This is a genomic window from Phaeobacter sp. CAU 1743, assembly GCF_039839315.1.
Lineage (GTDB): Bacteria > Pseudomonadota > Alphaproteobacteria > Rhodobacterales > Rhodobacteraceae > Phycobacter > Phycobacter gallaeciensis_A.
In genome coordinates, this window is record NZ_JBDOQR010000009.1 from 63,163 (window position 1) to 87,685 (window position 24,523).

The following is a 24,523-nucleotide window of genomic DNA, read 5'->3' on the forward strand; positions in this document are numbered from 1 at the left end:
CGACAGGGTTAAGCCCGCACCCAAGCCCAGGCGGCATCAAGCGCATCGCCATCGAACACCTTGACTTCCCCCTTCATCAGGAACGCGCTGAGCTTGAGGCACCAGACGACCCAATCGGGCGCGCCGACAAGGGCGAGACGTTCAAAATCCGAGGCATGCTTTAGCCCGAAAGACATGTCGTCCCAGGCGGCCCTGATGTCCCACCCTTCAAAACCACTGTCCGCGAAGAACAGGAGGCGCAGTTTGCCGTAGGTGTCAAAACGCGCTTCGAGTTCGGGCAACAAAGTGGTGTAGTCCTCTTCGTGCAAAAGTCCGGAGGCCCGTATACCGACGACGGGCCCTTCGCTTTCGTTCATGATTTTGAGCATCGTCCTGCGGTCCTTTCTGCATTGCGTCTGTTCGGCGGGCATCGCCGATGGCGGGTTCGCTCCGGCGCGCCGTCAGATTTCGAAACTCTGATGCATGGTCGGAAACTCGATCCGCTCCGATTTAAGGCCCTTTGCAAAGGTTTTTCGCGCGTCTTCTTCCCCGTGGATCAGGAAGGTAATGTCGGGCGTGCGGTTCTTTTCATGCCAGGCGCGCAATTCCTTTTTGCCTGCATGGGCGGAAAATCCGTTGATCGTGTGGATGCGAGCCCGGACCGGGATGTGATCGCCGAACAGTTTCACCGACTGAGCGCCGTCGATGATGATACGCGCGAGCGTGCCCTCGGCAGCGAAGCCGACGAAAATAACACTGCATTCTTCATGGGCGAGGTTGTGCCTCAGGTGTTGCCGGACGCGACCCCCCGTGCACATGCCCGACCCCGCCATGATCACCGCGCCAGAGTGTATGTGGTTGAGCTGCATCGATTCTGCCGTCTCACGCGTGAATTCCAACTCGGGCAGTGAAAAGGGATCTTGCCCCGACCGGATCTGCTCCGCGATTTCGCGGGTCATCGCCTCGGGATGGTTGCGAAAGATCTTTGTGGCCGAAATCGCCATTGGGGAGTCGAGAAATACCCTCAAATCCTGTGGCAGGATATCCCGTTTGATGCCTTCATTCATGAAGAAGAGCAGCTCCTGCGCCCGCTCCAGGGCAAAGGTTGGAATGATGACATTGCCGCCCCGTGCCTGCGTATCAGAGATGGCTTCGAGTAATTCATCCACCGAGGCCTCAAGCGAGCGGTGATCGCGATCGCCATAGGTGGTTTCCATCACGATGATATCCGCATCACCCGGCGGCTGAGCATTGCTCAGGAACGGCCTGTCCGATGGGCCGATATCGCCCGAGAACAGGATGCGGCGATTGCGCCCGTCCTCGGTGACGCTAAGCAGGATGCTGGCCGAGCCGAGGATATGGCCCGCCTCATAGAAGATGGCGCTTGCATCGTGCCCGAGGCGGATGGGCACGCCGTAGTCAGCGATGCGATTGAAGTGGTCAAAGCTCATGACCGCGTCGAGCGTGTCATAGAGCGGCTGATGTTTGTGCCCTTTCTCGGAGTGCCGTTGCCGCCGACGCGCCTCTTCTTCGTGAAGATGCGCGGAATCGAGGATGACCAGCCGGGCCAGATCCCGGGTTGCGGCAGTACAGATGATGTCGCCCCGGAAGCCCCGGTTCACCAGCAGCGGAATGCGTCCGCAATGATCCAGATGCGCATGGGTAAGCAGCAGGACGTCTATAGAGGCAGGGTCGAAGCCGAAGTCGCCGACATTCTCTTCCTTGAGTTCGTGGCCGCCCTGAAACATGCCGCAATCCACCAGGATCTTGAGGTTGCCAACCGTCACCAAATGGCAGGACCCGGTGACAGTACCAGCGGCGCCGTGAAACGAAATCTGCATCCTCTATTCCTCCTGTTCGACGATGGATTTTCCGGCACGGGCGTACCAGCGTTGGATGTCCTCCCAGATTTCCTCGGCCGTTTCGGCGAACCAGAAAAGGTCCCGGTCCTCGGGGGCGATGACACCCTCTTCGACCAAAAATTCGGGATCAAAGGCGCCGCGCCAGTAGTCTTCCCCGACCAGGATCAGCGGCATCGGCGCGATCTTACGAGTCTGGATCAGGGTGAGGGCCTCAAAGAACTCATCAAGCGTGCCATAGCCGCCCGGAAAGATCACCAGGGCCCGTGCCCGGAGCAGGAAATGCAGCTTTCTGATCGCGAAATAGTGGAACCGGAAACAAAATCCGGGGGTCAGATAGGGGTTTGGGAACTGCTCGTGCGGCAGGGTAATGTTCAGTCCCACGGTTGTTGCGTCCATATCATGCGCACCGCGGTTTGCGGCTTCCATCAGGCCCGGCCCACCGCCCGTAACCAGTGCCAGCTTGTCGCCGTTCGTTTGCTCCTGTGCCCCGACGATGCGTCCGAATTCACGCGCAACCTCGTAATAGTGGCTTTTGTCCAGAAGGCGCTTTGCGATCCTCAGATCGCGTTCAAGGCCCGAAGGCCAGTGCTCTGAAGGACCGTTCTGAACCGCCTCGAGCTCTGCCACCTTGCGCTGGGCGGCTTTCGGCTCCGGGATCCGGGTGCTTCCGAACACCACAATGGAGTGTTTGATCCGATGGTGCTCAAGGAGCCGTTCTGCCTTGAGATAGTCCAACTGAAGCCGGACGCCGCGGGTGTCTTCACTTTGCAGGTAATCGATGTCCTCGTCCGCGCGCCTGTACTCTGGTGACCTCATGATCGCCTGGACCAGAGACAGAGCCTCCGGATCTTCATGAGAGGGCTTCGGGGTTTTCCAAGGCAGGTCCGTTTGCCGCCGCTCGGGGTGCGCCGGCTCCGGTTTATGCGATTGTTTCGATCTGTGTTTCACCCTGTGCCTCCGCAGGGCGCCCGCTCTGTCGGGCGCTGGGGCATTATCGCAGCCCACAGGTCCAGCACGTTGACAAAGATCAATGGCGTGGAGCGTTCATGTGACCGCTCTTTTAGCCATGGAGACGTAGACGCCCGGCGCTGGGCCACGCCCACATGGTCGCCTGAAATGGCAACGAAATCCAGCCACAACCAAGTCTGAAAAGTGAGCATCTAAGGGGGGGTATGGCGGAGAGACTGGACCTGTCGCGGTTTGATGCCGCTCCTTTGATAGCATTTACTGCAACAAAGGAGATGAACTATGGGACTGAAACGGACGGACGAATTCCGTAAGGATGCGGTGCGCATTGCACTGACCAGTGGACTGAAGCGCAAACAGGTGGCTGATGATTTGGGTGTCAGTATGTCGACACTGAATAAGTGGATCACAGCACATCGAGACACGGATGTGGTGTCGCAAGAGGATTTGGACCTCGCAAAAGAGAATGACCGGCTTCGACGTGAGATCCGGCTCCTCAAGGAGGAGAGGGAAATTCTAAACTGAAGAGGATCAGTAAAGGCCCCGGTGGGGCGTTTCCCCGATGAAGGCCACCCAGTTCTTCGCGGGCCTAAAGCAATGAAGTTTAGGTTTATCGAAGAACACAGGTCCGACTTTCCAACCAATCGTCTTTGCGATGTCGTCGGCGTTAGCACGCGAGGATTGCGGGCGTTCCGCAGCCGACCGGCCAGTCGCAGGCAGCGGTCCGATCTGGTGACGCTGGCGCATATCAAGGAACAATCTCGTCTCAGCTTGGGCAGCTACGGCAGGCCACGGATGACGGAAGAGCTGAAGGAAATCGGCTTGGACGTCGGACATCGCCGGGTTGGCAGATTGATGCGCCAGAATGGTATATCCGTCGTCAGAACCCGTAAACACAAGGTCACCACAGACAGCGATCACAAGTTCAACATTGCGCCGAACCTGCTGGATCGTGACTTCACCGCCAACGCGCCGAACCAGAAATGGGCCGGTGACATCAGCTATGTTTGGACCCAAGAGGGGGGGCTTTATCTTGCGGTGATCCTGGACCTGCATTCACGCCGTGTCATTGGCTGGGCGGTCAGCAATCGGATGAAGCGGGACTTGGCGATCCGTGCGTTGGAAATGGCCATTGCGTTCAGAACACCGCCCAGAGGCTGCATCCACCACACGGATCGCGGATCGCAATACTGTTCTTATGACTATCAGAAAATCCTGCGCCAGCACGGGTTCAAGGTATCGATGTCTGGCAAAGGTAATTGCTACGATAATGCGGCTGTTGAGACGTTCTTCAAGACGATCAAGGCAGAGCTGATCTGGCGGCATCCTTGGGAGACACGACGCAAGGCTGAGATGGCAATCTTCGAATACATAAACGGCTTTTACAATCCACGCCGCCGACACTCAGCATTGGGTTGGAAAAGCCCGGTCGCTTTCGAACGCAAGGTGGCTTAAACGAGCACTTGGGGCGGCACAAAACCGCGACAGGTCCATTGTGGCTTCTTCCTACTAAGGAGTTGAAGGCTAAGGTAAACCCGAGGCGGTTCACTCTTTGGGGAGTTGGGCGGCATCGTCAGATCGGACACCATCCTAGCGTCGAACACCTCCTCGCTCTCTATCGCCTCAATCGCCAAGAACTGCGAAAACCATGCCCGCGTGGTCGGCATGCACTTCTTCAACCCGGTGCCGCTGGTGAAGCTGGTGGAGGTAATCGGCCGCGCGGCCACCGATGCAGGCGTGGTCGATGCCACCTATGCAATGGGCAAGGCTATGACCATGGGACTCAACTACCCGTTCAACCCGCTGGAGTATGGCGACAAGGTCGGCGCAGACCGGGTGCTGTCGATCATGGAAGGACTGCAATCCACGACCGGGTCGGAACGCTACCGCCCCAGCCTCTGGCTGAAACGCCGCGCGCTTCTGGGTCTGTCGCTCAGCACCGCGGACTGACAGGCGCGAATACTGCGAACGACGGGCGCGCTGGATTAGGCGCGCCCGGCAAGATACCCCAAAGTCACCGCCGCCAGCAGCCCGTTGCCCGATAAATAACCGCTGTCGCCGGTGCCCGAAACGCCGCAGGCCGCGCCGCCCACGGCATGAAGGTTGTAAAATCTTCCACCCGCCGTGCGGCGCACCCGGGCCGTTGCGGGATCGACCTCTAGCCCGCCTTGGGTATGGAACAGCGCGCCGGTGACCTTCACCGCGTGATAGGGGGGGCGCAGTGGCGGGGTCTGCCCGCTCCAGAGTCTGCCAAAGGCGTCCGTGCCCTCGTTGGGTATATCGCCAAGGGTATTGGCCAGCGCATCTGCGGGCAGGCCAGCCGCCTTGGCAAGCTCTGCAATGCTTTCACCGGCTAGCACCGCGCCTTGCTTTTCTGCGTTCTTGAAATCCTCGAACTGCCGCGCCACGGCGGCGATGCGACTGTCGAACACCACCCAGGCGGTGCCGCCCGGCTGTGCCAGTACGGCGCGGGCTGCCTCGGAATAGCCCTGCGCCTCGTTCCAGAACCGTTTGCCCTGGCAATTCACCTGCACGCCGCCTTCGGTGATGGTGGCCCAGGTGATCAGGATGCCATGCGGATGCGCGACATTACCGTGCCCCTGATAGGCGCCCAGATGGGCGGTCGCTGCGCCCAGAGCCTGCCCCCAGGTCACGGCCTCGCCGCGGTTGCCGTCATGGCCGAACCAGACCGCATTGTCGATCTCGGCCATATGGGTGGAGACCATGGTGCGATTGCCTCCAAAGCCGTTGCAGGCGAGGATCAGCCGCGCGCAGCCGATGGTTTCTGTACTGTCATCGGGCAGCTGCAACTGGGCGCCAAAGATGCGGTTTTCCTTTGAATAGAGTCTGATTGCGCGGCGATTGCAGATTAGCGGCACATCCAGCGCTTCGATCCGGGCGCGCAGGGCGTCGATCAGTTCCTGCCCGGAACGGGTCGGCAGCCCGTGCATGCGGCGGCGGCTGTGGCCGGGGTAGTCAAAGTCGGTGACCAGTGAAAACGGCAACCCGTGATCGTGGGTCAGCCATTCGATCACCGGCGCCGCCGTGCTGGCCATGCTGGCGACCAGACCCGGATCGTTTTCATGATGGGCCTTGGCCTGAATGTCCTGCGCAAACCGCTCTGCGCTATCCTGGATGCCTGCCTCGGTCTGAAACTGCGTGCCCGCAGCGGGGATCAGACCGGCGCTGAGCGCGGTGGACCCCGATGGCACTGCGTCGGCCTCGACCAGAAGAACTTCCTGTCCTGCCTCATGGGCGGCCAGGGCGGCCACCATCCCCGCAGCGCCCGCCCCGATGATCAGGGTTTCGACCGTCAGGTCAAAGGATGCGGGTGGTTCAGCGACATCAGGACTTGCCATCGAACCGCTTTCCAAGGGCCAGCATTTCAGGTGTTCCAATGGCCGCGTTCAGCCCGTCGAAATCGTGCATCCGGTCGGAAAATGGCTTGTTAGAGCCTGATTCTTTCAGGCTGGCATAGTAATTCTGCGCGGTCACCGCCAGGGCGCGGACGATACCACCGGGGAAGATCACGATGTCGAAGCCCATGTCCTGAAGGGTCGTGGCCGAGGAAATCGGCGTGGCTCCGCCCTCGACCATATTCGCGAGCAGCGGCACCTTGCCTTTGAAGGTCGCCGCGATCTTTGCCAGCTCGTCACTGTCGCGCGGGGCCTCGATGAACAGCACGTCGGCGCCTGCCTCAATGTAGCTGCCGGCCCGGTCGATGGCGGCATCAAATCCTTCGACGGCAATGGCATCGGTGCGGGCAATGATCAGCGTGTCCTGACGGCGGGCATCGGCCATGGCGGCGATCTTGCCCGACATCTCGGTCTTGGAGATCAGCGATTTGTCGGACAGGTGGCCGCATCTTTTCGGATAGCTCTGGTCTTCGACCTGAAGGGCGGCAGCACCTGCACGTTCATAGCTTTGCATGGTGCGCCGTGCATTGAGCGCGTTGCCAAAGCCGGTGTCGGCATCCATGATCACCGGCAGGTCAGTTCGATCCGCGATCAACGCCATGGTATCTGCCATCTCCGAGGCAGTGGTGAGACCGATATCGGGGCGGCCAAGGCGGGTGTAGGCCACCGCGGCCCCCGACAGGTATAGGGCCTCGAACCCGGCATCGGTGGCCAGCGCGGCCGTCAGGCCATCGTAGACACCGGGGGCCAGCAGGATTTCGGGCGAGGTCAGGCGCTTGCGCAGGCTCATGACGTGCCTCCCAGCAGTGTCACTGCCTCGGCGCAGGTCATGATCTCCGTCACCGAGCCGAGAGATTTCAGAGTGGCCTCGTGCACGTCGTCCTTGAAGGCCGCGCAGCCATCCGACAGCAGGATAGTGTGGATATCGCGCAGATGGGCATCGCGGACAGTGCTGGCAACGCCGCCATTGGTGACGATACCGCCGATGATCAGCGTGTCGATCTTCATCGCCCGCAGAATATATTCAAGACGGGTCTGATACAGCGCCGAATAGGCCACCTTTTCCACCGTGAAATCGGCCGGAGCCAGAGTATCGACAAGGCTGTGCCCAAAGCTGCCCGGTTCAAAATCGCCCTTGGTCAGAAAGGGGCGCAGCTTTTTCAGGTGTGGCGAGATCAGCGGCTCCCCACCACGACCCGGCACCAGCGTGAACTGGGCCGAGACATAACTACCCCCGGCCTTGGTCAGTGCGGCTTTCACCGGCGCGATCCGGTCCGGAAGGGCCTTGATGCTGTCGGCGCCCTGACCCGCACGACCATAGGCACCCTCGGGGTGCAAAAAGTCGTTTTGCAGGTCAATTGTCAGCAGGGCAGTGGAGGAGGGGGTCATGCGCTGGCCCTTTCGATCAGTGTATTGCCGTAGGCGTCGACTTTGCCGACGAGCCCGGGTTCGATCAAGACGGTGGTGTCGGGTTGCTCCAGAATGGCCGGACCCGCGATTTCGGCGCCTACGGGCAGGGCCAGCCGGTCATAGAGGCTGGTTTTGTGCCAGGTGCCGTCGAAATGCACCTGCCGCGTGCCCCGGAAGGCCTGCTCGGTACTGCCGCCCTTGGGTGCCAGCGTTGCCAGATCGAACCGCGGACGGCGGCCGGTGATGGCCGAGCGCAGGTTGATCACCCGCCGGGTGCCGTTTTCCAGAAGTCGACCGTAGGTGGCGCGATAGGCCGCATCAAAGGCATCGGCGATCTGCGCCTCGGTCGGCGGTGTCACGACGCCGTTTTCAACGGTGACCGGCAGGGTGACAGGCACCGTGTGGGTCTGCCCGAGATAGGCCATATCAAGGGTGAATTCGGTGTCGCGCCGCTCGAAATGGGTGCGCGCCGCGTCCAGTGTGGCCAGCCCGCTGTCGACGTGGCTTTGCATGAACCCGGTCAGGCTTTGCAGGTCGATACCGGCCAGGACCGAATTGATGGTCTGCACGAAATCCTGCCTCATATCGGCGATCACGCAGCCCATCGCCGAGGTCACGCCGGGATAGCGCGGCACGATGGCGCGGGCGAGACCGACCTCGGCCAGCATGGCGCCCGAATGCAGCGCGCCGCCACCGCCAAAAGGCATGAATGCAAAACGTTCGGGATCAAAGCCGCGCTCGATAGAGACCAGCCTGAGCGCTCCGGCCATACGGCTATTGGCAACGCGCAGGATCGCCTCGGCGGCTTGCAGCGCGTCCATGCCCAGCGGACGCCCTACGTGTTCCAGGATCGCGGCCTTGGCGGCCTCGACATCCAGCCGGTCCAGCTTACCGCCGATGGGGTTGTCGGGATCGATGCGGCCCAGAACGACATTGGCATCGGTCACGGTGGGGCGGGTGTTGCCCTGACCATAGGCCACTGGGCCGGGAGTGGAGCCGGCGCTTTCCGGTCCGATGTTCAGCAGGCCACCCTTGTCGACCCAGGCAATCGAGCCGCCGCCCGCGCCGATAGTGGTGATTTCGATCATCGGGGAGCGGACCACCATGCCGAAATCGATCGAGGTTTGCGGCGACAGCATGGATGCGCCCTTGGCGATCAGGCTGACATCAAAGGAGGTGCCGCCCATGTCGCCGGTGATGACATCTGGAAAGCCGGCCGCTTCGGCAATGTATCCGGCTGCGATGACACCAGCCGCCGGGCCCGACAGAGCAGTGCGGACAGGCAGTTTTGCCGCCGTGTCCACATCCATCACGCCGCCATTGGACTGGACGATCATGAACTCCCCGGCGAACCCGCCGTCCTTCAGCGCGGTTTCGAGCCGCGCCAGATAACCCGAGACTTCGGGTTGCAGATAGGCATTGAGCGCGGTCGTGGAGAAACGTTCGAATTCCCGGATTTCCGGCAGGATCTCCGAAGATGCCGAGACATGCGCATTGGGCCACATCTCGCGCACGGCAGAAACGGCGGCGCGTTCGTTTTCGCCATTGGCATAGCTGTTGGCAAAGAGGATCGCGCAGGCAAGGCACCCTTCGTCGATCAGTTGCTGGGCGGCGGCGCGCACCGCGTCCAGATCCACCGGCGTGCGCACAGTGCCATCGGCCAGTGTGCGCTCCGGCACTTCCAGCCGCAGGGCGCGGTCCACCACCGGAGTGAAGTTCCCCCGCAGACCCCAGGTGCGCGGGCGATCGCGGCGGCGCATCTCCAGAACGTCACGTAGGCCCATTGTGGTGATCACCCCGATCCGGGCGCCCTTACGCTCCAGCAGCGCATTGGTGCCTGCGGTGGTTCCGTGCACCACCACCGAGACGGTCGAAAGATCATCGACGCGGGAATTGATCCCGGACAGGAAGCCGCCGGATTGGTCCGGGCGCGTGGTGGGCACCTTGGCGACTTCGGCGGTGCCGGTGGCTTCGTCCAGAACGAAGATATCGGTGAAGGTGCCGCCGACATCGACGCCGATCATGCGGTTGCTGCTGGTCATTGGGTCACCTCTTTCCAGGCCGGGCCATAGGTTTTGGTCGCTGCGTCAGGGCTCATCAACCCGCCTGCCACATCGCGGGCGACATCGGCTGCCGGACGCTGGGACGCTGGGCCGTAGCCGCCGCCGCCTGGGGTATCGAGCCGCACTGACTGGCCGCGCTCCAGCTTGATCCCAACCATTTTCGAGGCCATCGGCGGGTGATGCCAGCCATCTGCCTGCTCGTAGGAAAAGACATTGAGCGCAGCATCGCCGCCGCCCGCCGCGCCCTTGGGCGCAAAGCGGCCGCGTTCACCGAAGAGGAAGGCGGTGGCGCTTTCCTCCAGTACTTCAATTTCATAGGTCGCGCCCATGCCGCCCCGATGCATGCCGGGGCCTGCGCTGTCGGGGCGCAGGGCCCATTGCTTGAACATCACCGGATAGGCGGCCTCAAGGATTTCCATCGGCGGGATTGTCGCGGTCGAAATTGGCGCATTGCCGTGGTTTAGCCCGTCGCCCTCGATGGAACCGCCATGGCCGCCGCCGTAAAAGCTGAACATGACCCAGGGCTGACCATTGGCGCGTTTGCCGGAAATCGACAGGGCGTTGATGGTCCCATAGGCATTGGCGACGACGCGATCCGGCGCCGCCTGCGAGGCCGCGGCAAATATTACGTCAACCATGCGCAGGATCGTTTCGGTGTAGCCGCCGACTGGCGCCGGGAAGGGCGCCGACAGCAGCGATCCATCGGGGATCTTCACCTCGATCGGCCGCATCACGCCAGAGTTTGCGGGCAGGGATGGGAAGATATGCTTGATCGCCACATAGGCGGTTGCGACTGCCGTCGGCAGCGCAATGTTCACCGGGCCTGCGCAGCGGTCTGCGGTTCCTGTGAAATCCAGCGTCATCCGGTCATCATTAATCTCCAGCGCGACTTTTATCGCCAGCGGCGTATCGGTGATGCCATCATTGTCGAGGAAATCCTCGGCCTCCCAGCGGCCGTCGGGCAGTTCCGTCAGCTCCGAACGCATCAGCGCTTCGGCACGGTCCTGCAAGGCATCAAGGGCCGCGCGCACAGTTTCTGCGCCATATTCAGCCAGCAATTCATCGAGACGTTTCACGCCCAGATCCAGCGCCCCCAGTTGACCATTCAGATCGCCCTGCGCCGATTGCGGCAGACGGGTATTGCGCATCAGGATGTCGGTGATGTCGGTTTGGATCTTGCCCGCCTTGGCCAGCCGGACCGGCGGCAGGACAAAGGCCTCCTGAAAGGCGTCGGTGGCAGCGGGGTTGTAGTTGCCCGGCACGGCGCCGCCCACATCGTGCCAATGTCCGACCGAGGCGAGATAGCAGAACAGTTTACCATCGTGGAAATAGGGCCGCACCAGCCGCATGTCGCTGAGGTGGGTGCCGCCCAGATGCGCATCGTTGAAAATATAGATGTCGCCGTCTTCCAGGTCGCCGTTTTCGGCGGCCTTTTCGATGACGGCCTTCACCGCAAAGGACATCACCCCGACAAAGATTGGCAGGCCGGATTTGCCCTGTACCAGAGTGTCGCCCGACACCGCGTGATAGAGGCCGTGCGATGCGTCATGGGCCTCGGCGATGATTGGGTTGAAGGCGGCGCGAAACAGAGTGGCATCCATTTCATCCGCGATTTGCTCCATCCGTCCGGCCAGCACGGCCAGCGTGATCGGGTCTATCTCTTTGGTCATGGGTTTGCCTTTGTTTCAGCGATATCGTTCCAGACGTCCTGCCGGGTGAGACGCCCGTCCACCACTTCGAAGCGGTCGATGAACCGGATGCCGCTGAAGGGGGTGCCATCCGGCCATTCGCCCGACAGGGTGCCGCGGCAATAGACAACGGCGGCGTCCTGCGGCGATTGCAGCGCTTCGAAGCCCTCGTATGTCTTGGTGACGAAATTGTATCGGGGCTTTGCCCATTCGATCAGCTCTTCCAGCGTCGTCATCGGGGCGGTGCCGGGGAACGTCATGGAGAAGCCGGGAGCCAGCAGCGCCCGGGCCGTGTCTATCTCTCGCGCTTCCATCGCGGTCAGGTAGTTGCGCACCAGAGATACCGGATCGGGGAGGGCGGGGGCGGGGCTGCGATGCGCGCCACCGCGCATGTAGCCCGCAGGATCCAGCTCATGAATCATAACGGTAACGGCCTCGGGCGGGGCGGGCACGACGATTCGCGCCGCGTTGGTCAGCGCCGCGCACAGCCGCGTTTTCTCGTCTGCGCTATATCCCTGCATCACGTGGAGTTCGATGACGGGCATGAAGTCTCCTTTTCTAAATTGGTATCTTTTGTAATACAGATTATTTGCTGCGCATAGGTCAAATATTTTGAACATCTGTGAATAGATTTGTTGCTTTTGAAAAAACCATCGCTAGGCTTGAGAGGCAGTGAAAGGAGAAATATGGGACAGAATCTGGCATCTTCCGCAAGCAAAGGTCTGCCTGAAGGGGGTAAGGCGCAGCGTGTCTTTTTGCATCTGCATCAAGAGATTACCCGTGGTGTTTACGCGCCGGGGAGCGTGCTGCCGGGTGAGCAGAAGCTGGCCGCGACTCTGGGCGTGTCCCGTGTCACTGTGCGTCGGGCGCTAGATGTGCTGGAGAAGGACGGGCTGGTTGAACGCCGTGTCGGATCCGGCACAACGGTCTGCGCGCAGAAGTCCAGTCCTTCGATGGCGGCGGACTTCAGTACCCTGATGCCGCAGTTGGTCGAAATGGGGCGGAACACCACCGCACGGCTGCTCTCCTTCAGCTATGGCGCCGCGCCCGGCGGCGTTGCCGAGGCGTTGGGCCTTGGGGCGCAGGTGCGGGTTCAAACAGCGGTACGCCTGCGTCTGGTTGAAAATGAACCTTTCTCCCATCTGACCACATGGGTGCCGGAAGAAATCGCGCAGAATTACACAGAGGCTGAACTGGCCACGACGCCACTGTTCCGCCTTCTGGAGCGCTCGGGCGTCAAAGTCGACTCCGCCCATCAGACGGTCAGCGCGACGCTGGCCTCTCCGGAAGTTGCCGAAACGCTGGGTGTTCGGATCGGCGCGCCGCTCTTGTCCCTCGACCGGGTTGTGCGCGACGAGGAAGGCCGCGGGGTCGAATACCTTGCCGCACTCTACCGGCCTGACATGTTCCGGCTTGAGATGTCGCTGAACCACGTCGGCGTGGGCGAAACCCGCCACTGGGAGCCGGTGATCAATCCGGCCCGCAAAGAGGCAGCCGAATGACTGCCCCGCAGACCCTGTTCGACAAGCTCTGGGCTGCGCATGAGATCATGCGACGCGACGATGGCATGTCCCTCCTGTGGGTGGACCGGCATCTGGTGCACGAAGGCTCGCACCACGCCTTTGCCAAGCTGGCGCAGCGGGGCCTGAAAGTAGCCGAACCTGATCTGACCTTTGCGGTGGTCGATCACTATGCGCCAACACGACCGGGCGCTGTCGCGCCCGATATCCGCCGGATGATCGACACTCTGGGCCAGAATGCACGGGCACAGGGCATCCGGCTGTTCGATCTGCACGATCCGGGGCAGGGCATTGTGCATGTGCTTGGCCCCGAGCAGGGGCTGACGCTGCCTGGACTACTGATCAACTGCGGGGATAGCCATACCTCCACTCACGGGGCGCTTGGGGCTTTGGCCTTTGGCGTCGGGGCGACCGAAGTCGCCCATATTCTGGCAACCCAAACGATCTGGCAGCGTCGGCCCAAGACCATGCGGATTTCGGTCAATGGCGCCCTTGGCGCTGGTGTCACGGCCAAGGATCTTGCACTGCACTGGATCGCCGAACTGGGCGCGGATGGCGCCAGGGGTCACGCAATCGAATACGCGGGCAGCGCGGTTGAGGCGTTGAGCATCGAAGGTCGCCTGACCCTGTGCAATCTCAGTATTGAGGGTGGTGCCCGGCTGGGTCTGATCGCGCCGGATCAGATCACTTTCGACTATCTGAAAGGGCGCAATTTCGCCCCGAAGGGTGCCGCCTGGGAGGCTGCTCTGGCGGATTGGCAAAAGCTCTACAGCGATGCGGAGGCCATCTTCGATCAGGAGGTTGCAATCGAAGCCGCAGAGATCGCCCCGACGGTGACCTGGGGCACCTCTCCGGAAGAGGCGCTGCCGATCACTGGCCGTGTGCCGCGCCCGGCAGACCTGCCCGGAGGAAAGCAGGATCAGGCGCGTGCAACGCTCGATTACATGGGCCTTGAAGCAGGGATGCCGCTTGAGGACATCGCGGTTGATCAGGTGTTCATCGGCTCCTGCACCAATGGCCGGATCGAGGATCTGCGCCTCGCGGCCAAGGTTCTGGCGGGACGCCAGGCCAAGGTGCCCGGTCTGGTATCGCCGGGATCCGCCGTTGTCAAGAAACAGGCCGAGGCTGAAGGGCTGGCGCAGATCTTTACCGATGCGGGCCTGGAATGGGCCGATGCCGGCTGTTCCATGTGTGTGGGCATGAATGGCGATCTGGTCGAGGCGGGCAAACGCTGCGCCTCCTCCACCAACCGGAACTTCCGCGGGCGGCAAGGACGCGGCGCGCGGACCCATCTGATGAGTCCCGCCATGGTCGCCGCCGCCGCCGTTACCGGACATCTTGCCGATGTGCGCCCGCTGCTGGAGGGCCGGTCATGAGTGGGTGGAGCAAGATCGAAGGCCGGGCGGTGGCGCTGGCGCAGGAGAACGTGGACACGGATCAGCTGATCCCGGCGCGGTTCATGTCGGCGCCGCGCAGCGAGGGATATGGCCAATTTCTGCTGCACGATGCGCGTCAGGATGACGACGCGCATGTGCTGAACCTGCATCCCGGCGCCTCGGTGCTCGTGACGCGGCGCAATTTCGGTAGCGGCTCCAGCCGCGAGGCTGCCGTTTATGCGCTGGTGGATTTCGGGATAAAGGCGGTCTTCGCCCCCAGTTTTGGCGACATCTTTGCTGGCAACGCCGTCAACAACGGCCTGCTGCCCGCCCGCCTGCCAGAAGAACAGATCGAGGCGCTGATCAGCGCTATCGGCAGCAATGATGTGGCGGCCACCGTCGATCTGGCTGCTGGCCGTGCCAGCATCGCCGGGCAGGAGGTCTCTTTCGAGATTGATCCCGTCTGGCAGCAAAAACTGGTCAATGGTTGGGACGACATCGACCTGACCGCTCAGCACCAAGAACGGATTTCAACGTTTCGGGCGGCCCGTGCTTCTCAGCACCCATGGGCCTGGCCCGCGACGTAAGACGGCAACGGGCCCTGCTGGGGGCCGAGGCCACAACCAAAGGGGCGTCACAAGGCACCCCATCACCAGGGAGAAAGACAAAATGAAGCACAGTATGATTGGTGCAGTCCTTGTCACCACGGCGATGACCTCGGCTGCCTTTGCCGAAGACACGCTGACCGCCGTACACGCCTTTCCGGAATCGCTGATCTACACCAAATCCTTCCTTGAGTTCGTCGACAAGGTGAACGCGGCGGGTGAAGGTGTCGTCAATATCGAGGTCCGTGGCGGCCCCGAGGCCATCGGCATGTTCCAGCAGCCGGACGCCGTGCGTTCGGGCGTTGTGGACATGGTCTACACACCGGGCAGCTTCTACGCCGGCGCCCTGCCGGAAAAAGACGCGCTTGTGACCTCAAACCTGACGGCGGTAGAAACCCGCGCCAATGGCGGTCTGGAACTGATTGACCAGATCCACCAGGAAAAGATGGGCGTCAAATACCTCGGCTGGTTTGACTCGGGAGTCTGCTACAACCTGTGGACCCGCAATGAGCCGAAGCTGGACGCCGACGGCAACCTTGATGTGTCCGGTCTGAAACTGCGCGGCAATGCGGTCTACAACGCATTCTTCACCGAATACCTGGGCGCGCAGGTGATCGACCTGCCTACCACCGAAGTCTATTCGGCGCTGGAGCGTGGCGTGGTGGATGCGACCGGTTGGACCCAGATCGGCCTGATCGATCTGAAGTGGAACGAATTCCTGAACTACCGGATCGAACCCTGCTTCTTCTCGACCGACCTTGGCACCATCGTGAATCTCGACAAGTGGAACAGCCTGTCCGAGGAATCGCGCAAGATCCTGCAGGATGTTGCAATCGCCCACGAGGCGGAAAGCGCCGCCAAACTGGGTGCCCTGCGCGACGCGGATTTCGCGGCCCTTGAAGAGGCCGGCATGAAAGTCGTGACCTTGGAAGGTGACGCCGCCGACGCCTATCTGGCGGCCGCCACGCAGAAAACCTGGGACCGCATGAAGGGCCTGATGGCCGACAGCCCCCAGGGAGACGGCAACTACGACAAGCTGATCGAGCTGTTCTACGACAAGTAAACAGCCACGGGGCGGCACGCCGGATCGCGGGTCCGGCGTGCCGTCTGCCTTCGGAAAGGATGAGAAATGGCAATGGTCGGAAAGCTCTATCAAGGCTTCCTATATGCGATGGCGGGCATCGCGGGGTTCATGCTGGTCTGGCTGATGATTTCGGTCACCCTGTCCGTGGTGATGCGCAATGCTGGGCTTCAGCCCTTTGCCTGGCTTTTCACCTCATCCGAATACGCCATTTTGTACATGACCATGATGGGCGCCCCCTGGTTGGTGCGTGAAAAGGGTCATGTGCATATAGAATTGATCACCGCTGCATTGCCCGCAGACGTGCGCCGGGTGGTCAGCCGTCTGGTGGCCGCGCTTTGTGTTCTGGTGTCAGTGATCCTGGCCTGGAAGGGCGCAGAGCTGTTTCTGGGCAATATCGCGCGCAATGATCTGGACGTGCGCGCCTACTACTTTCCGAAATGGATCCTGACGATCGCCTTTCCGGTCAGCTTTGGACTGATGGCGATTGAATTTTCCCGTTTCGTATTTGGCAGCGACCTGATGCATTCGGGCGAAGCGGGGATACACGAATAATGGAATGGTTTGAATCACTGGCCCTGCTGCTGGGCTCGATTCTGGTTCTGATGGCCATCGGCATGCCGGTCGCGCTTGCCTTTCTGGCGGCCAATATCGTTGGGGCCTGGTTTTTCATGGGCGGTGCCAAGGGGATCACGCTGCTGCTCAACAACGGGTTTGGCGGGCTGACGAACTATGCGTTGGTGCCGATCCCGCTGTTCCTGCTTATGGGAGAGGTCTTCTTTCACACTGGCCTTGGGGCACGGATGTTCAATGCCATCGACCGGCTTCTGGGTAAGCTGCCCGGGCGGTTGTCCTATGTGACTGTGCTGGGCGGGACAGCGTTTTCGACGCTGTCCGGCTCCTCCATGGGCTCGACCGCGCTGCTGGGCAGCCTAATGGTACCCGAGATGACCAGCCGCGGATACAAGAAGCACATGTCGATCGGGCCGATCCTTGGCACCGGTGGTCTGGCGATCATCATTCCGCCCTCTGCTTTGGCGGTGCTGCTGGCTACGCTCGCCCGCATTGACGTCGGCGCGCTGCTGATCGCGGGGATCCTGCCGGGGCTGGTGCTGGCCAGCCTTTATATCGGTGTCATCTACCTGCAGACCCGCATCGACCCGACAGCTGCCCCTGCCTATGAGGTTGAGACGCTCACCTTTGGCGAAAAGGCGCGGCTGCTGTTCGGAGACGTCTTGCCCATGCTGTCGGTCATGGTTCTGATCGTCATCGGCATGGTTGGTGGGCTGATCACCCCGTCCGAGGCCGCCGCCTTTGGCGCGCTTGGGGTCCTGATCCTTGCCATTCTGTTTCGCTGTCTCAGCTGGGAGGCGATGAAGAAGTCCGTCGTCGGCGCGCTGCGAGTGACGCTGATGGCCTATCTGATCGTGTTCGGCTCAGCCACTTTCAGCCAGCTGCTGGCCTTTTCCGGTGCCTCCAGCGGGCTGATCCGCTGGGCGACCTCCTTTGATCTGGCGCCGGTTGCGATGCTGTTGGTGATGTTCTGTGTGCTGCTGCTGCTGGGCATGTTCATGGAGCAGATCTCGATGATGCTGCTGACCGTGCCGATCTTCTTTCCGCTGGCGGCCTCGCTGGGGTTCGATCCGATATGGTTCGGTTTGATCATCCTGCTGGCGCTGGAGATCAGCTTCACCACGCCGCCCTTCGGACTGTTGCTTTTCGTGATGAAGGGGGTGGCGCCCAAGGATACCACGATGCGCGATATCTACATGTCGGCCTTTCCCTATATGGCCTGCTCGATGCTGCTGGTCGCCTTGCTGATCCTGTTTCCTCAGCTGGCGCTGTGGCTGCCGGGGCTGTGACTGCTTTGCCAAAGCACGGAAAGCCATGGGGCAAATTGCTGTGAGCATCGGATCGTAGAAATGAAAACGCTGCCAGCATGTGTTGCTGGCAGCGTTCTTCGTTTTCATTGCTCCGCCCGGGGCGGTGAGGTCAGAGCGCGAACCAGTCGGCCTCTGCCGCATCGGTGCCAAGGACCTTGATCACAAAGTCTGCATTTCCATCACCGTCCACATCGCCGACGATGCGCTGGAAATCGCCACGATCCGCCGCGCGAAGTTCCCCTGCGGTGCCGCTGAAGTGAGCACTGCCGATAAAGGTAAAGGCGTCGTCCTCTTCAGTGGAGCTGTCAGCGTCGATCCGGTCCAGTCGGATGATATCGAGATCGTCGCTCGCGAAATCGGCGATAGTGTCGGTCCCTCTCGGACCCGAAAGCCGGAAAAAGAAATCGTCGGCTCCGTCGCCACCGGTCAAAAGGTCGGCGCCGCGGCCGCTCCGCAGGATGTCATCGCCCGCGCCACCGTCCATGGTATCGTCACCAGCGCCGCCGTTCAGTTTGTCGGACCCGCGACCACCAAACAACTTGTCGTTGCCGCCACCGCGGACCAGCACATCGTCGCTAAACCCACCCCGCACAACGTCATTGCCCGCGCCACCTTCGAGGCTGTCATCGCCAAGGTTGCCTTTCAGCGTGTCGTTGCCTTCGCCACCGTCAATCAGATCGTCGCCGAGGCGATCAGGCTCAGCATCCGCATGATCGAAGCCGAATAGCTGTTCGGCGCCCGCTCTGGGTGCCGTTCCTTGAGGGGCTGGAAGGCCCCGGCGCCGGGATTGGATCCCCCGGCGTTCGGCGCGTCGGTGATGATCACCACTCCTTAGCTGCTACGAGAGCTCCGACGCTCCCGCCCCATCAGATCGAGGAGCGACGATGAGACCACCACTTCGCCGCCTGCGACTATGCTCGCGCAGGCATTCTACCCTGTTCGTGCGCGCCGCACTGATCATGCTGCTGCTTGTTCATGCCGCTCTACTGATCTGGCCTTGAAGACAAGGTATCGTCAGCGAGGGCGGGCCGACCCTCATCCGAAGAGCGGAAGCTAGTTACCCTTTGGTGCAATCAGCGGGAGCAGCGGCTCGAGATCAGGAATGTGGAGCAAAATGTGAAGCAACTTTTGTTACATAGAGCGCCTAGGAACTTCTATGTGTCCGATTTTACTGAAAAAGAGTGCTGAGCTTGAGGTGGGTAGTGGCGGAGAGACAGGGATTCGAACCCTGGAGACGGTTTCCCGCCTACACACTTTCCAGGCGTGCGCCTTCGACCACTCGGCCACCTCTCCGTGAGGCGCACTTCTGATGTATTTCGGGGGGGATTGCAAGACCATTTTCGGCAAAAAATCCAATGTTTTTCGAGGGGCGAAATGTCCGGTTCTAAGGCCCTTCAGGATGGCCTGTCTGCAATGCTCGCAGTGGGCAATTCCTGCCTTGTTCGGGGCGGTTATTCGCCGCGAAATCTGGTTTGGGGCAGGGGGGCGACGTTCACGGCGCTGTGGGTTTCCCGTGGCTCCCTGTTGCCTCCGGTGAAATGTGCTACACCCCAGCCCTGTCGAATCGTGTATGACTGGGCACCCCGGCCTGCGCCGAAGGCAGGCCGTATTGAGGATGGAGCCAAGGCTGTGAATACCAAGCTGGAACAAGCAGCGCGTCTGAGTGTGGCGCCGATGATGGACTGGACCGACAGGCACTGTCGTTACCTGCATCGCCTGTTGAGCCGTGAGACACTCCTATACACAGAAATGGTCACCGCACCTGCGCTGGTGCGGGGTGGGGCCTTGCATCTGCTGGCCTTCAATCCCGAGGAGCACCCGGTGGCGCTGCAGCTGGGCGGGTCCGAGCCGCAGGAACTGGCCGAGGCCGCGCGGCTTGGCGAAGAGGCGGGCTATGATGAGGTGAACCTCAATTGCGGTTGTCCCAGCGATAGGGTGCAATCCGGTGCCTTCGGGGCGGTTCTGATGCAGACGCCGGATCTTGTGGCGGAGTGCGTGGCGGCCATGCGCGGTAAGGTGCAGGTCGATGTCACCGTGAAATGCCGCATCGGCGTCGATGAGCAGGAACCGCAGGACATCCTGCCGGTGTTTCTGGAGAAAATTCGCGCTGCGGGTTGCCGACGCGTGACGATCCACGCGCGCAAGGCCTGGCTGCAAGGGCTGTCACCCAAGGAAAACAGGGATATCCCGCCGCTAGATTACGATCTGGTGCATCAGATGAAGGCGGCGTTTCCCGATCTGCATATCTCACTGAACGGTGGCATTGCCTCCCTGGACGCGGCGCGGGAACATCTGGACCGGGGTCTTGATGGTGTCATGGTCGGACGCGCGGCCTATCACCAGCCCGCCGATATTCTGTCGGCTGCCGACCCGGTGATCTATGGCACCGGCGAGCCGCGCGACGCATCCGCCGTGGTGCATGAGATGCTTCCCTATATCGAGCGGCAGTTGAGCGATGGCGCGCGGCTGCATCAGATTACCCGACATATGCTGGGTCTTTTTGCCGGTAAACCCGGCGCGCGTGCATGGCGGCGGATCCTCTCCGAGGGGGCGAACCGTCCGGGGGCCGGTCCTGATTTGGTGTTGGAAGCGCTGTCCCAGGTGGCAGAGCGCTCTGCCGCCTGAGGCATCCGTCAGCAGGAGACCGGTGAACCATCAATCCTGTGCTGACTGACCGCTGTACGCGGGCGGCGTTATTTGCGCTCCAGTCGGGCAGCGCGACCGCCACGGCGTTTGGTCAGCCCGGCGGCACGCCCCGGAAGTTCTTCCATCACCGCAGCGCGTTCATCATTGCTCATCCGCGACCACTGGGTAATTTCGTCAATCGAGCGGTAGCAGCCAGTGCAGATCCGCTCTGCGGGGTGAACCACACAGATCTTGATGCAAGGCGACTGGATTTCGTCGCGTTTCCAGACCTTGTCGCTCATGCCGTCATCCATTGCCCAAATGCCTCATCCGATCCAGCGCTCCCTGCAGGATATAGGAGGCGGCGACATGGTCGATCACCTCGGAGCGGCGTTTGCGGGACGTATCCGCCTCCAGCAGGGCTTTTTCGGCGGCAACTGTGCTCAGCCTTTCGTCCCAGAAGCCGATCGGCAGTTCGGTCAGTCGCGTCAGGTTGCGGGCAAAGGCGCGGGTGGATTGGCAGCGAGGTCCTTCGCTGCCATCCATATTGCGCGGCAGGCCGAGCAGGATGCCGCCTACCTCGCGTTCCTTGATGATCTCCAGCAGGCGCGCGCTGTCGAGGGTGAACTTCTTGCGCCGGATGGTTTCCAGCGGTGTGGCCACCGCGCCGATCCGGTCGGACACGGCGACGCCGATGGTTTTCTCGCCCAGGTCCAGCCCGACCAGCGCAGAGTAAGAGGGCAGGGCGGCAGCGAATTCTTCAAAGGTATCAAGGATCATTCGGCCACCCCTGCCTGACGGGCGGCCTGGGTGATCATGTCAAGCGCGGCGGCGTCCCCGGCAAAGGTCTGGCGAGCTTCGTCATAGATGACGCGGGCCTGATCCAGATCGCCAAGCACTCCCAGCGCCCCGATCAGACGGGACCATTCCTGGACCGTGCCACCTTCGGTCGCGAGCCTGTCCGACAGGCGAGCCACCATGCCGCGGATCATCTCGGCCCGGTCGGCTTCGCTCATCTCGGCGGCGTTCTCCACGTCCGCCGCATCGGGGCCGGGCATGGCGCCAGCAAAGGGCGGGGTCGGCGCGCCTTTGGGCTGGATCGGCTGATAATCGACCCCGGCACGCACGGCCATCTCTTCGATCTGGCTTTGAATGCCGCGGACCCAGGGATCATCGGCATTGCCCTTGCGCAGGGTTTCCGCCCAGATCTGGTAGGAGAGGTCAGGCCGTCCCACCTGTCCCAGCATCAACCCGTAGTAATAGCGTGCCGGTCCGTTTTCCGGGTCCAGCCGCAGCGTCTGGCTTAGCGCCTTTTCCGCTTCGGGAGAGACATAGCCACCGGCTGCCATGATCATCAGCTCGGCCAGCTCGCCGAAATCGGCGGCTTCCACATCGCCGGACATGATGTTGATATACTTTTCCTTGGCCTGATAGGCCGCGATGAAATTGCCGAGGTTCGCTTCGTGCTGTACCAGCAGGGCCTGACCCTGAGCGTCGTCTTCACGCTTGGCCACGGTCTGGCGCAGTTGATCGACGAGCTGACGGTAGCTGTCTTCGACTTCGGGCGCCGGGAAAGGCGGCACCTGGGCTTCAGCTTCGCCCTGGCTGGGGCGGCTGTCGGCGCGCTCCTGCGCCATGGCGATGCGGCTCTTGAGGCTGAGGTCACCATAGCCTGGTGCGCCCAGCGTCGCGTATATCCCCAGTGTTCCGCCACAGATCCCCAGAACGATGATCACCGCCACCGCGCGGGTCGCCATCCGGGGTTGCCGCGCGCCTTCGGTCTGTTCCTGCAGTTGCGCATCGGCGGCCAGAATGCGGCGGGAGACCTCGGTGCGGATACGGCCGGCGTCGGCTTCGTTGATCACGCCACGCGCCAGATCCTTGTCCACGTCGCGCAATTGCTGGCGATAGACGCGCAGGTCATAGGCCGCAGGCGGCTCTCCCGTTGCGCGGCTGCGCAACAGAACCAATGCCATCAATCCGGCGATGGCCAGGGCCATGAATGCGATGAGGATCCAGAAAACCATGCTTACTCCGATGTTTGATCCCCATCTATATCTCCGCAGGCGCGGAAAAAAGACCTAACTGCTGCGTCACCCTGTCGTGCCCGGTAAGTGGGGCGGCCCGCGGGCTGGGCAGACCCCGTGCGGCAAGGTCGCAGACGTGGTGGAAAGGTGATGTCGCAACTATGCACAAATGCGACGATAAACGGCACGGCCCGGAACCGCACCTCGGGCATACCCAAGAACAGACACGCATCATCGGATTCGCTCATGAAACGCTATTCAGCCTTTGCAGTCGCGCGGGAGGCCCTGCGCTACCACACCGGATGGGAACGCGCCTGGCGCGCCCCCGAGCCCAAACGCCACTATGATGTGATCATCGTCGGCGCGGGCGGGCACGGCCTTGCCACGGCCTATTACCTTGGCAAGAATTTCGGCATCACCAATGTGGCGGTGCTGGAAAAGGGCTGGCTGGGCGGCGGCAACACCGGGCGCAATACCACCATCATCCGCTCGAACTACCTGCAGGATCCGTCGGCGGCGATCTATGAAAAGGCGCGTTCGCTTTACGAGGATATGAGCCAGGATCTGAACTATAACGTGATGTTCTCTCCGCGCGGCGTCATCATGCTGGCCCAGACCGAGCATGAGGTGCGCGGATACAAGCGTACCGCCCATGCCAACGCGCTGCAGGGCGTGTCGACCGAGTGGATCGAACCCGCGCGCGTCAAGGAACTGGTGCCGATCATTAACCTTGAAGGGCCGCGTTACCCTGTGCTGGGTGGCCTGTGGCAGGAGCGCGGCGGCACCGCGCGTCACGATGCGGTGGCCTGGGGCTATGCCCGGACGTGTTCGGCCATGGGCATGGACATCATCCAGCAATGTGAAGTCACCGGCGTGCGCACTGAAGGTGGTCGGGTCATCGGTGTCGACACCAGCAAGGGCGCGATCGATTGCGACAAGCTGGGCATGGTGGTTGCAGGCAACTGTTCGCACCTGTCCCAGATGGCGGGCTTCCGCCTGCCGGTCGAAAGCGTGGCGCTGCAGGCGCTGGTGTCAGAGCCGATCAAACCCTGCATGGATGTGGTGGTCATGGCCAACACCGTGCACGGCTACATGAGCCAGTCCGACAAGGGCGAGATGGTGATTGGTGGCGGTACGGATGGCTACAACAACTACACCCAGCGCGGGTCCTTCCACCATATCGAGGAAACCGTGCGTGCGCTGAACGAAACCTTCCCGATGGTGTCGCGCCTGAAGATGCTGCGCCAGTGGGGCGGTATCGTGGATGTGACCGGCGACCGCTCGCCCATCATCTCGAAAACGCCGGTACAGAACTGTTTCGTCAACGCAGGCTGGGGCACCGGCGGCTTCAAGGCCATTCCGGGATCTGGCTGGGCCATGGCCGAGCTGATGGCAACCGGCCATTCGCCGCTGGCCGAGGAATTTTCGATGATGCGCTTCAAGGAAGGCAAATTCATCGACGAGAGCGTCGCAGCCGGGGTCGCCCACTGATGGTTGCTTCCCTTCGTTCATCCAATGTGACGCCCCGCGTCGCATCGCATCCGATCCTCGCCCTCGGTTCGGGCGCTGTAGACCAGATCAAACCGGAGCATGGCCCATGCTGATCCTTGAATGCCCCTATTGCGGCGTCAAAGCCGAAGAAACCGAACTGCACGGTGGCGGTGAGGCGCATCTGACGCGCTTTGGTCCCGGCTCCTCGGATGATGAGTTCCACGACTACCTGTTCATGCGGGAAAACCCCAAAGGCGTGCATTTCGAACGCTGGCGGCACGTCAATGGCTGCGGTAAGTGGTTCCACGCGGCCCGCTGCACCATGACGCTTGAGGTTTTTGGCACCTATTCGGCGCAGACCACCGAGCCGCCGCAGGACATCCGCGACGCGATCACCGCCAAACGCCCCGGCTGGAGCTGGCGCGAGTTCTCGGACGCAAAGTCATGACAGACGGAACGCACCACATGTACCGACCGCAGCCGGGCATGGCCCGTTTCGCGGAACACACACCGAATACCACCGCCTTTTAT

At 61.7% G+C, this 24,523-nt stretch carries 23 protein-coding genes, 1 tRNA gene and 1 pseudogene; 12 read left to right on the top strand and 13 right to left on the bottom strand.

The genetic code is table 11. From position 1 onward, the window contains the following. Positions 1-8: 8 nt before the first annotated feature. The 3 genes from AAFO90_RS05695 to AAFO90_RS05705 all read right to left on the bottom strand — a co-directional run bounded on the left by AAFO90_RS05695 (position 9) and on the right by AAFO90_RS05705 (position 2,657). The gene (locus tag AAFO90_RS05695; protein ID WP_065270492.1) at positions 9-368 is read right to left on the bottom strand and encodes an STAS/SEC14 domain-containing protein; all 360 of its coding nucleotides are present in this window, start codon (positions 366-368) and stop codon (positions 9-11) included. A 72-nt stretch (positions 369-440) separates the two neighbouring features. Then, entirely contained in the window at positions 441-1,820 is a 1,380-nt protein-coding gene (locus AAFO90_RS05700; protein WP_347508805.1) for an MBL fold metallo-hydrolase, read from the bottom strand. 3 nt (positions 1,821-1,823) lie between these two features. Beyond that, the gene (locus AAFO90_RS05705; RefSeq protein ID WP_347508806.1) at positions 1,824-2,657 is read right to left on the bottom strand and encodes an LOG family protein; all 834 of its coding nucleotides are present in this window, start codon (positions 2,655-2,657) and stop codon (positions 1,824-1,826) included. A gap of 432 nt (positions 2,658-3,089) precedes the next feature. Here AAFO90_RS05705 and AAFO90_RS05710 point away from each other — a divergent pair. Continuing rightward, positions 3,090-4,262 (top strand): annotated as a pseudogene (locus tag AAFO90_RS05710) (IS3 family transposase). A 105-nt stretch (positions 4,263-4,367) separates the two neighbouring features. Then, positions 4,368-4,757 (top strand): 3-hydroxyacyl-CoA dehydrogenase NAD-binding domain-containing protein, encoded by a 390-nt coding sequence (locus AAFO90_RS05715; protein ID WP_347508807.1) that lies wholly within the window; start codon positions 4,368-4,370, stop codon positions 4,755-4,757. Between the two features lie 35 nt (positions 4,758-4,792). On the opposite strand, the gene AAFO90_RS05720 is transcribed toward AAFO90_RS05715, so the two are convergent. Genes AAFO90_RS05720 through AAFO90_RS05745 form a run of 6 tightly spaced genes read right to left on the bottom strand, consistent with a single transcriptional unit; the run spans position 4,793 to position 11,929 of the window. Next, entirely contained in the window at positions 4,793-6,166 is a 1,374-nt protein-coding gene (locus AAFO90_RS05720; RefSeq protein WP_347508809.1) for an FAD-dependent oxidoreductase, read from the bottom strand. After that, positions 6,153-7,013 carry an isocitrate lyase/phosphoenolpyruvate mutase family protein gene (locus tag AAFO90_RS05725; RefSeq protein WP_347508810.1) on the bottom strand — a complete coding sequence of 287 codons (861 nt, stop codon included), beginning with the start codon at positions 7,011-7,013 and terminating at the stop codon, positions 6,153-6,155. The genes AAFO90_RS05720 and AAFO90_RS05725 overlap by 14 nt, the downstream gene beginning before the upstream one ends. Continuing rightward, positions 7,010-7,612, bottom strand: a complete 603-nt coding sequence (locus tag AAFO90_RS05730; RefSeq protein ID WP_274830599.1) for an isochorismatase family cysteine hydrolase — start codon at positions 7,610-7,612, stop codon at positions 7,010-7,012. The genes AAFO90_RS05725 and AAFO90_RS05730 overlap by 4 nt, the downstream gene beginning before the upstream one ends. After that, positions 7,609-9,675: a hydantoinase/oxoprolinase family protein gene (locus tag AAFO90_RS05735; RefSeq protein ID WP_347508811.1), complete on the bottom strand. Its 2,067-nt coding sequence runs from the start codon at positions 9,673-9,675 to the stop codon at positions 7,609-7,611. The genes AAFO90_RS05730 and AAFO90_RS05735 overlap by 4 nt, the downstream gene beginning before the upstream one ends. Beyond that, complete coding sequence (locus AAFO90_RS05740; RefSeq protein ID WP_347508812.1) at positions 9,672-11,366, bottom strand: hydantoinase B/oxoprolinase family protein; 1,695 nt, start codon at positions 11,364-11,366, stop codon at positions 9,672-9,674. The genes AAFO90_RS05735 and AAFO90_RS05740 overlap by 4 nt, the downstream gene beginning before the upstream one ends. Further along, the gene (locus tag AAFO90_RS05745) at positions 11,363-11,929 is read right to left on the bottom strand and encodes a nuclear transport factor 2 family protein (protein WP_347508813.1); all 567 of its coding nucleotides are present in this window, start codon (positions 11,927-11,929) and stop codon (positions 11,363-11,365) included. The genes AAFO90_RS05740 and AAFO90_RS05745 overlap by 4 nt, the downstream gene beginning before the upstream one ends. 141 nt (positions 11,930-12,070) lie before the next feature. Between AAFO90_RS05745 and AAFO90_RS05750 the strand changes: the two genes are divergently transcribed. The 7 genes from AAFO90_RS05750 to AAFO90_RS05780 all read left to right on the top strand — a co-directional run bounded on the left by AAFO90_RS05750 (position 12,071) and on the right by AAFO90_RS05780 (position 18,576). After that, the gene (locus tag AAFO90_RS05750; protein WP_347508814.1) at positions 12,071-12,886 is read left to right on the top strand and encodes a GntR family transcriptional regulator; all 816 of its coding nucleotides are present in this window, start codon (positions 12,071-12,073) and stop codon (positions 12,884-12,886) included. After that, complete coding sequence (leuC, locus tag AAFO90_RS05755) at positions 12,883-14,280, top strand: 3-isopropylmalate dehydratase large subunit (protein WP_347508815.1); 1,398 nt, start codon at positions 12,883-12,885, stop codon at positions 14,278-14,280. The genes AAFO90_RS05750 and leuC overlap by 4 nt, the downstream gene beginning before the upstream one ends. Continuing rightward, a complete protein-coding gene (gene leuD, locus AAFO90_RS05760; protein ID WP_274830604.1) occupies positions 14,277-14,867 on the top strand; it encodes a 3-isopropylmalate dehydratase small subunit in 591 nt (196 codons plus the stop codon). The genes leuC and leuD overlap by 4 nt, the downstream gene beginning before the upstream one ends. Positions 14,868-14,949: 82 nt before the next feature. Beyond that, positions 14,950-15,948, top strand: a complete 999-nt coding sequence (gene dctP, locus AAFO90_RS05765) for a TRAP transporter substrate-binding protein DctP (protein WP_065272366.1) — start codon at positions 14,950-14,952, stop codon at positions 15,946-15,948. A gap of 66 nt (positions 15,949-16,014) precedes the next feature. Continuing rightward, entirely contained in the window at positions 16,015-16,521 is a 507-nt protein-coding gene (locus tag AAFO90_RS05770) for a TRAP transporter small permease (RefSeq protein WP_347508816.1), read from the top strand. Next, a complete protein-coding gene (locus AAFO90_RS05775) occupies positions 16,521-17,828 on the top strand; it encodes a TRAP transporter large permease (protein WP_274838020.1) in 1,308 nt (435 codons plus the stop codon). Before AAFO90_RS05770 ends, AAFO90_RS05775 begins: the two co-directional genes overlap by 1 nt. A 79-nt stretch (positions 17,829-17,907) precedes the next feature. Continuing rightward, entirely contained in the window at positions 17,908-18,576 is a 669-nt protein-coding gene (locus AAFO90_RS05780) for a hypothetical protein (protein ID WP_347508817.1), read from the top strand. Positions 18,577-19,052: 476 nt separating this feature from the next. Here the strand turns inward: AAFO90_RS05780 and AAFO90_RS05785 are convergent. Then, positions 19,053-19,142 (bottom strand) — tRNA-Ser (locus AAFO90_RS05785). A gap of 336 nt (positions 19,143-19,478) precedes the next feature. Here AAFO90_RS05785 and dusA point away from each other — a divergent pair. Continuing rightward, positions 19,479-20,474 carry a tRNA dihydrouridine(20/20a) synthase DusA gene (gene dusA / locus AAFO90_RS05790; RefSeq protein ID WP_347508818.1) on the top strand — a complete coding sequence of 332 codons (996 nt, stop codon included), beginning with the start codon at positions 19,479-19,481 and terminating at the stop codon, positions 20,472-20,474. A 68-nt stretch (positions 20,475-20,542) separates the two neighbouring features. Here dusA and AAFO90_RS05795 read toward each other — a convergent pair whose 3' ends face one another. The 3 genes from AAFO90_RS05795 to ccmI are packed head-to-tail and all read right to left on the bottom strand — an operon-like array spanning position 20,543 to position 22,501. Further along, a complete protein-coding gene (locus AAFO90_RS05795; RefSeq protein WP_065273486.1) occupies positions 20,543-20,776 on the bottom strand; it encodes a DUF1289 domain-containing protein in 234 nt (77 codons plus the stop codon). 4 nt (positions 20,777-20,780) lie between these two features. Continuing rightward, complete coding sequence (gene ruvX, locus AAFO90_RS05800) at positions 20,781-21,254, bottom strand: Holliday junction resolvase RuvX (protein WP_274829099.1); 474 nt, start codon at positions 21,252-21,254, stop codon at positions 20,781-20,783. Then, a complete protein-coding gene (ccmI, locus tag AAFO90_RS05805; RefSeq protein ID WP_347508819.1) occupies positions 21,251-22,501 on the bottom strand; it encodes a c-type cytochrome biogenesis protein CcmI in 1,251 nt (416 codons plus the stop codon). Before ccmI ends, ruvX begins: the two co-directional genes overlap by 4 nt. A gap of 246 nt (positions 22,502-22,747) precedes the next feature. Between ccmI and AAFO90_RS05810 the strand changes: the two genes are divergently transcribed. Together AAFO90_RS05810 and AAFO90_RS05815 are read left to right on the top strand one after the other, a co-directional pair. Then, complete coding sequence (locus AAFO90_RS05810) at positions 22,748-23,992, top strand: sarcosine oxidase subunit beta family protein (RefSeq protein ID WP_347508820.1); 1,245 nt, start codon at positions 22,748-22,750, stop codon at positions 23,990-23,992. A gap of 106 nt (positions 23,993-24,098) precedes the next feature. Beyond that, positions 24,099-24,440: a sarcosine oxidase subunit delta gene (locus tag AAFO90_RS05815; protein ID WP_274833451.1), complete on the top strand. Its 342-nt coding sequence runs from the start codon at positions 24,099-24,101 to the stop codon at positions 24,438-24,440. Positions 24,441-24,523 lie beyond the last annotated feature (83 nt).

What these genes read in the sequence shown, in the direction of transcription:
- AAFO90_RS05720 (WP_347508809.1), bottom strand. Translation starts at nt 6,166, where the DNA reads ATGGCAAGTCCTGATGTCGCTGAACCACCCGCATCCTTTGACCTGACG.
- dctP (WP_065272366.1), top strand. Translation starts at nt 14,950, where the DNA reads ATGAAGCACAGTATGATTGGTGCAGTCCTTGTCACCACGGCGATGACC.
- leuD (WP_274830604.1), top strand. Translation starts at nt 14,277, where the DNA reads ATGAGTGGGTGGAGCAAGATCGAAGGCCGGGCGGTGGCGCTGGCGCAG.
- AAFO90_RS05705 (WP_347508806.1), bottom strand. Translation starts at nt 2,657, where the DNA reads ATGAGGTCACCAGAGTACAGGCGCGCGGACGAGGACATCGATTACCTG.
- AAFO90_RS05745 (WP_347508813.1), bottom strand. Translation starts at nt 11,929, where the DNA reads ATGCCCGTCATCGAACTCCACGTGATGCAGGGATATAGCGCAGACGAG.
- AAFO90_RS05740 (WP_347508812.1), bottom strand. Translation starts at nt 11,366, where the DNA reads ATGACCAAAGAGATAGACCCGATCACGCTGGCCGTGCTGGCCGGACGG.
- leuC (WP_347508815.1), top strand. Translation starts at nt 12,883, where the DNA reads ATGACTGCCCCGCAGACCCTGTTCGACAAGCTCTGGGCTGCGCATGAG.
- AAFO90_RS05725 (WP_347508810.1), bottom strand. Translation starts at nt 7,013, where the DNA reads ATGAGCCTGCGCAAGCGCCTGACCTCGCCCGAAATCCTGCTGGCCCCC.
- AAFO90_RS05775 (WP_274838020.1), top strand. Translation starts at nt 16,521, where the DNA reads ATGGAATGGTTTGAATCACTGGCCCTGCTGCTGGGCTCGATTCTGGTT.
- AAFO90_RS05695 (WP_065270492.1), bottom strand. Translation starts at nt 368, where the DNA reads ATGCTCAAAATCATGAACGAAAGCGAAGGGCCCGTCGTCGGTATACGG.
- AAFO90_RS05700 (WP_347508805.1), bottom strand. Translation starts at nt 1,820, where the DNA reads ATGCAGATTTCGTTTCACGGCGCCGCTGGTACTGTCACCGGGTCCTGC.
- AAFO90_RS05730 (WP_274830599.1), bottom strand. Translation starts at nt 7,612, where the DNA reads ATGACCCCCTCCTCCACTGCCCTGCTGACAATTGACCTGCAAAACGAC.
- AAFO90_RS05735 (WP_347508811.1), bottom strand. Translation starts at nt 9,675, where the DNA reads ATGACCAGCAGCAACCGCATGATCGGCGTCGATGTCGGCGGCACCTTC.
- AAFO90_RS05770 (WP_347508816.1), top strand. Translation starts at nt 16,015, where the DNA reads ATGGCAATGGTCGGAAAGCTCTATCAAGGCTTCCTATATGCGATGGCG.
- AAFO90_RS05750 (WP_347508814.1), top strand. Translation starts at nt 12,071, where the DNA reads ATGGGACAGAATCTGGCATCTTCCGCAAGCAAAGGTCTGCCTGAAGGG.
- AAFO90_RS05810 (WP_347508820.1), top strand. Translation starts at nt 22,748, where the DNA reads ATGAAACGCTATTCAGCCTTTGCAGTCGCGCGGGAGGCCCTGCGCTAC.
- ruvX (WP_274829099.1), bottom strand. Translation starts at nt 21,254, where the DNA reads ATGATCCTTGATACCTTTGAAGAATTCGCTGCCGCCCTGCCCTCTTAC.
- AAFO90_RS05815 (WP_274833451.1), top strand. Translation starts at nt 24,099, where the DNA reads ATGCTGATCCTTGAATGCCCCTATTGCGGCGTCAAAGCCGAAGAAACC.
- AAFO90_RS05795 (WP_065273486.1), bottom strand. Translation starts at nt 20,776, where the DNA reads ATGAGCGACAAGGTCTGGAAACGCGACGAAATCCAGTCGCCTTGCATC.
- ccmI (WP_347508819.1), bottom strand. Translation starts at nt 22,501, where the DNA reads ATGGTTTTCTGGATCCTCATCGCATTCATGGCCCTGGCCATCGCCGGA.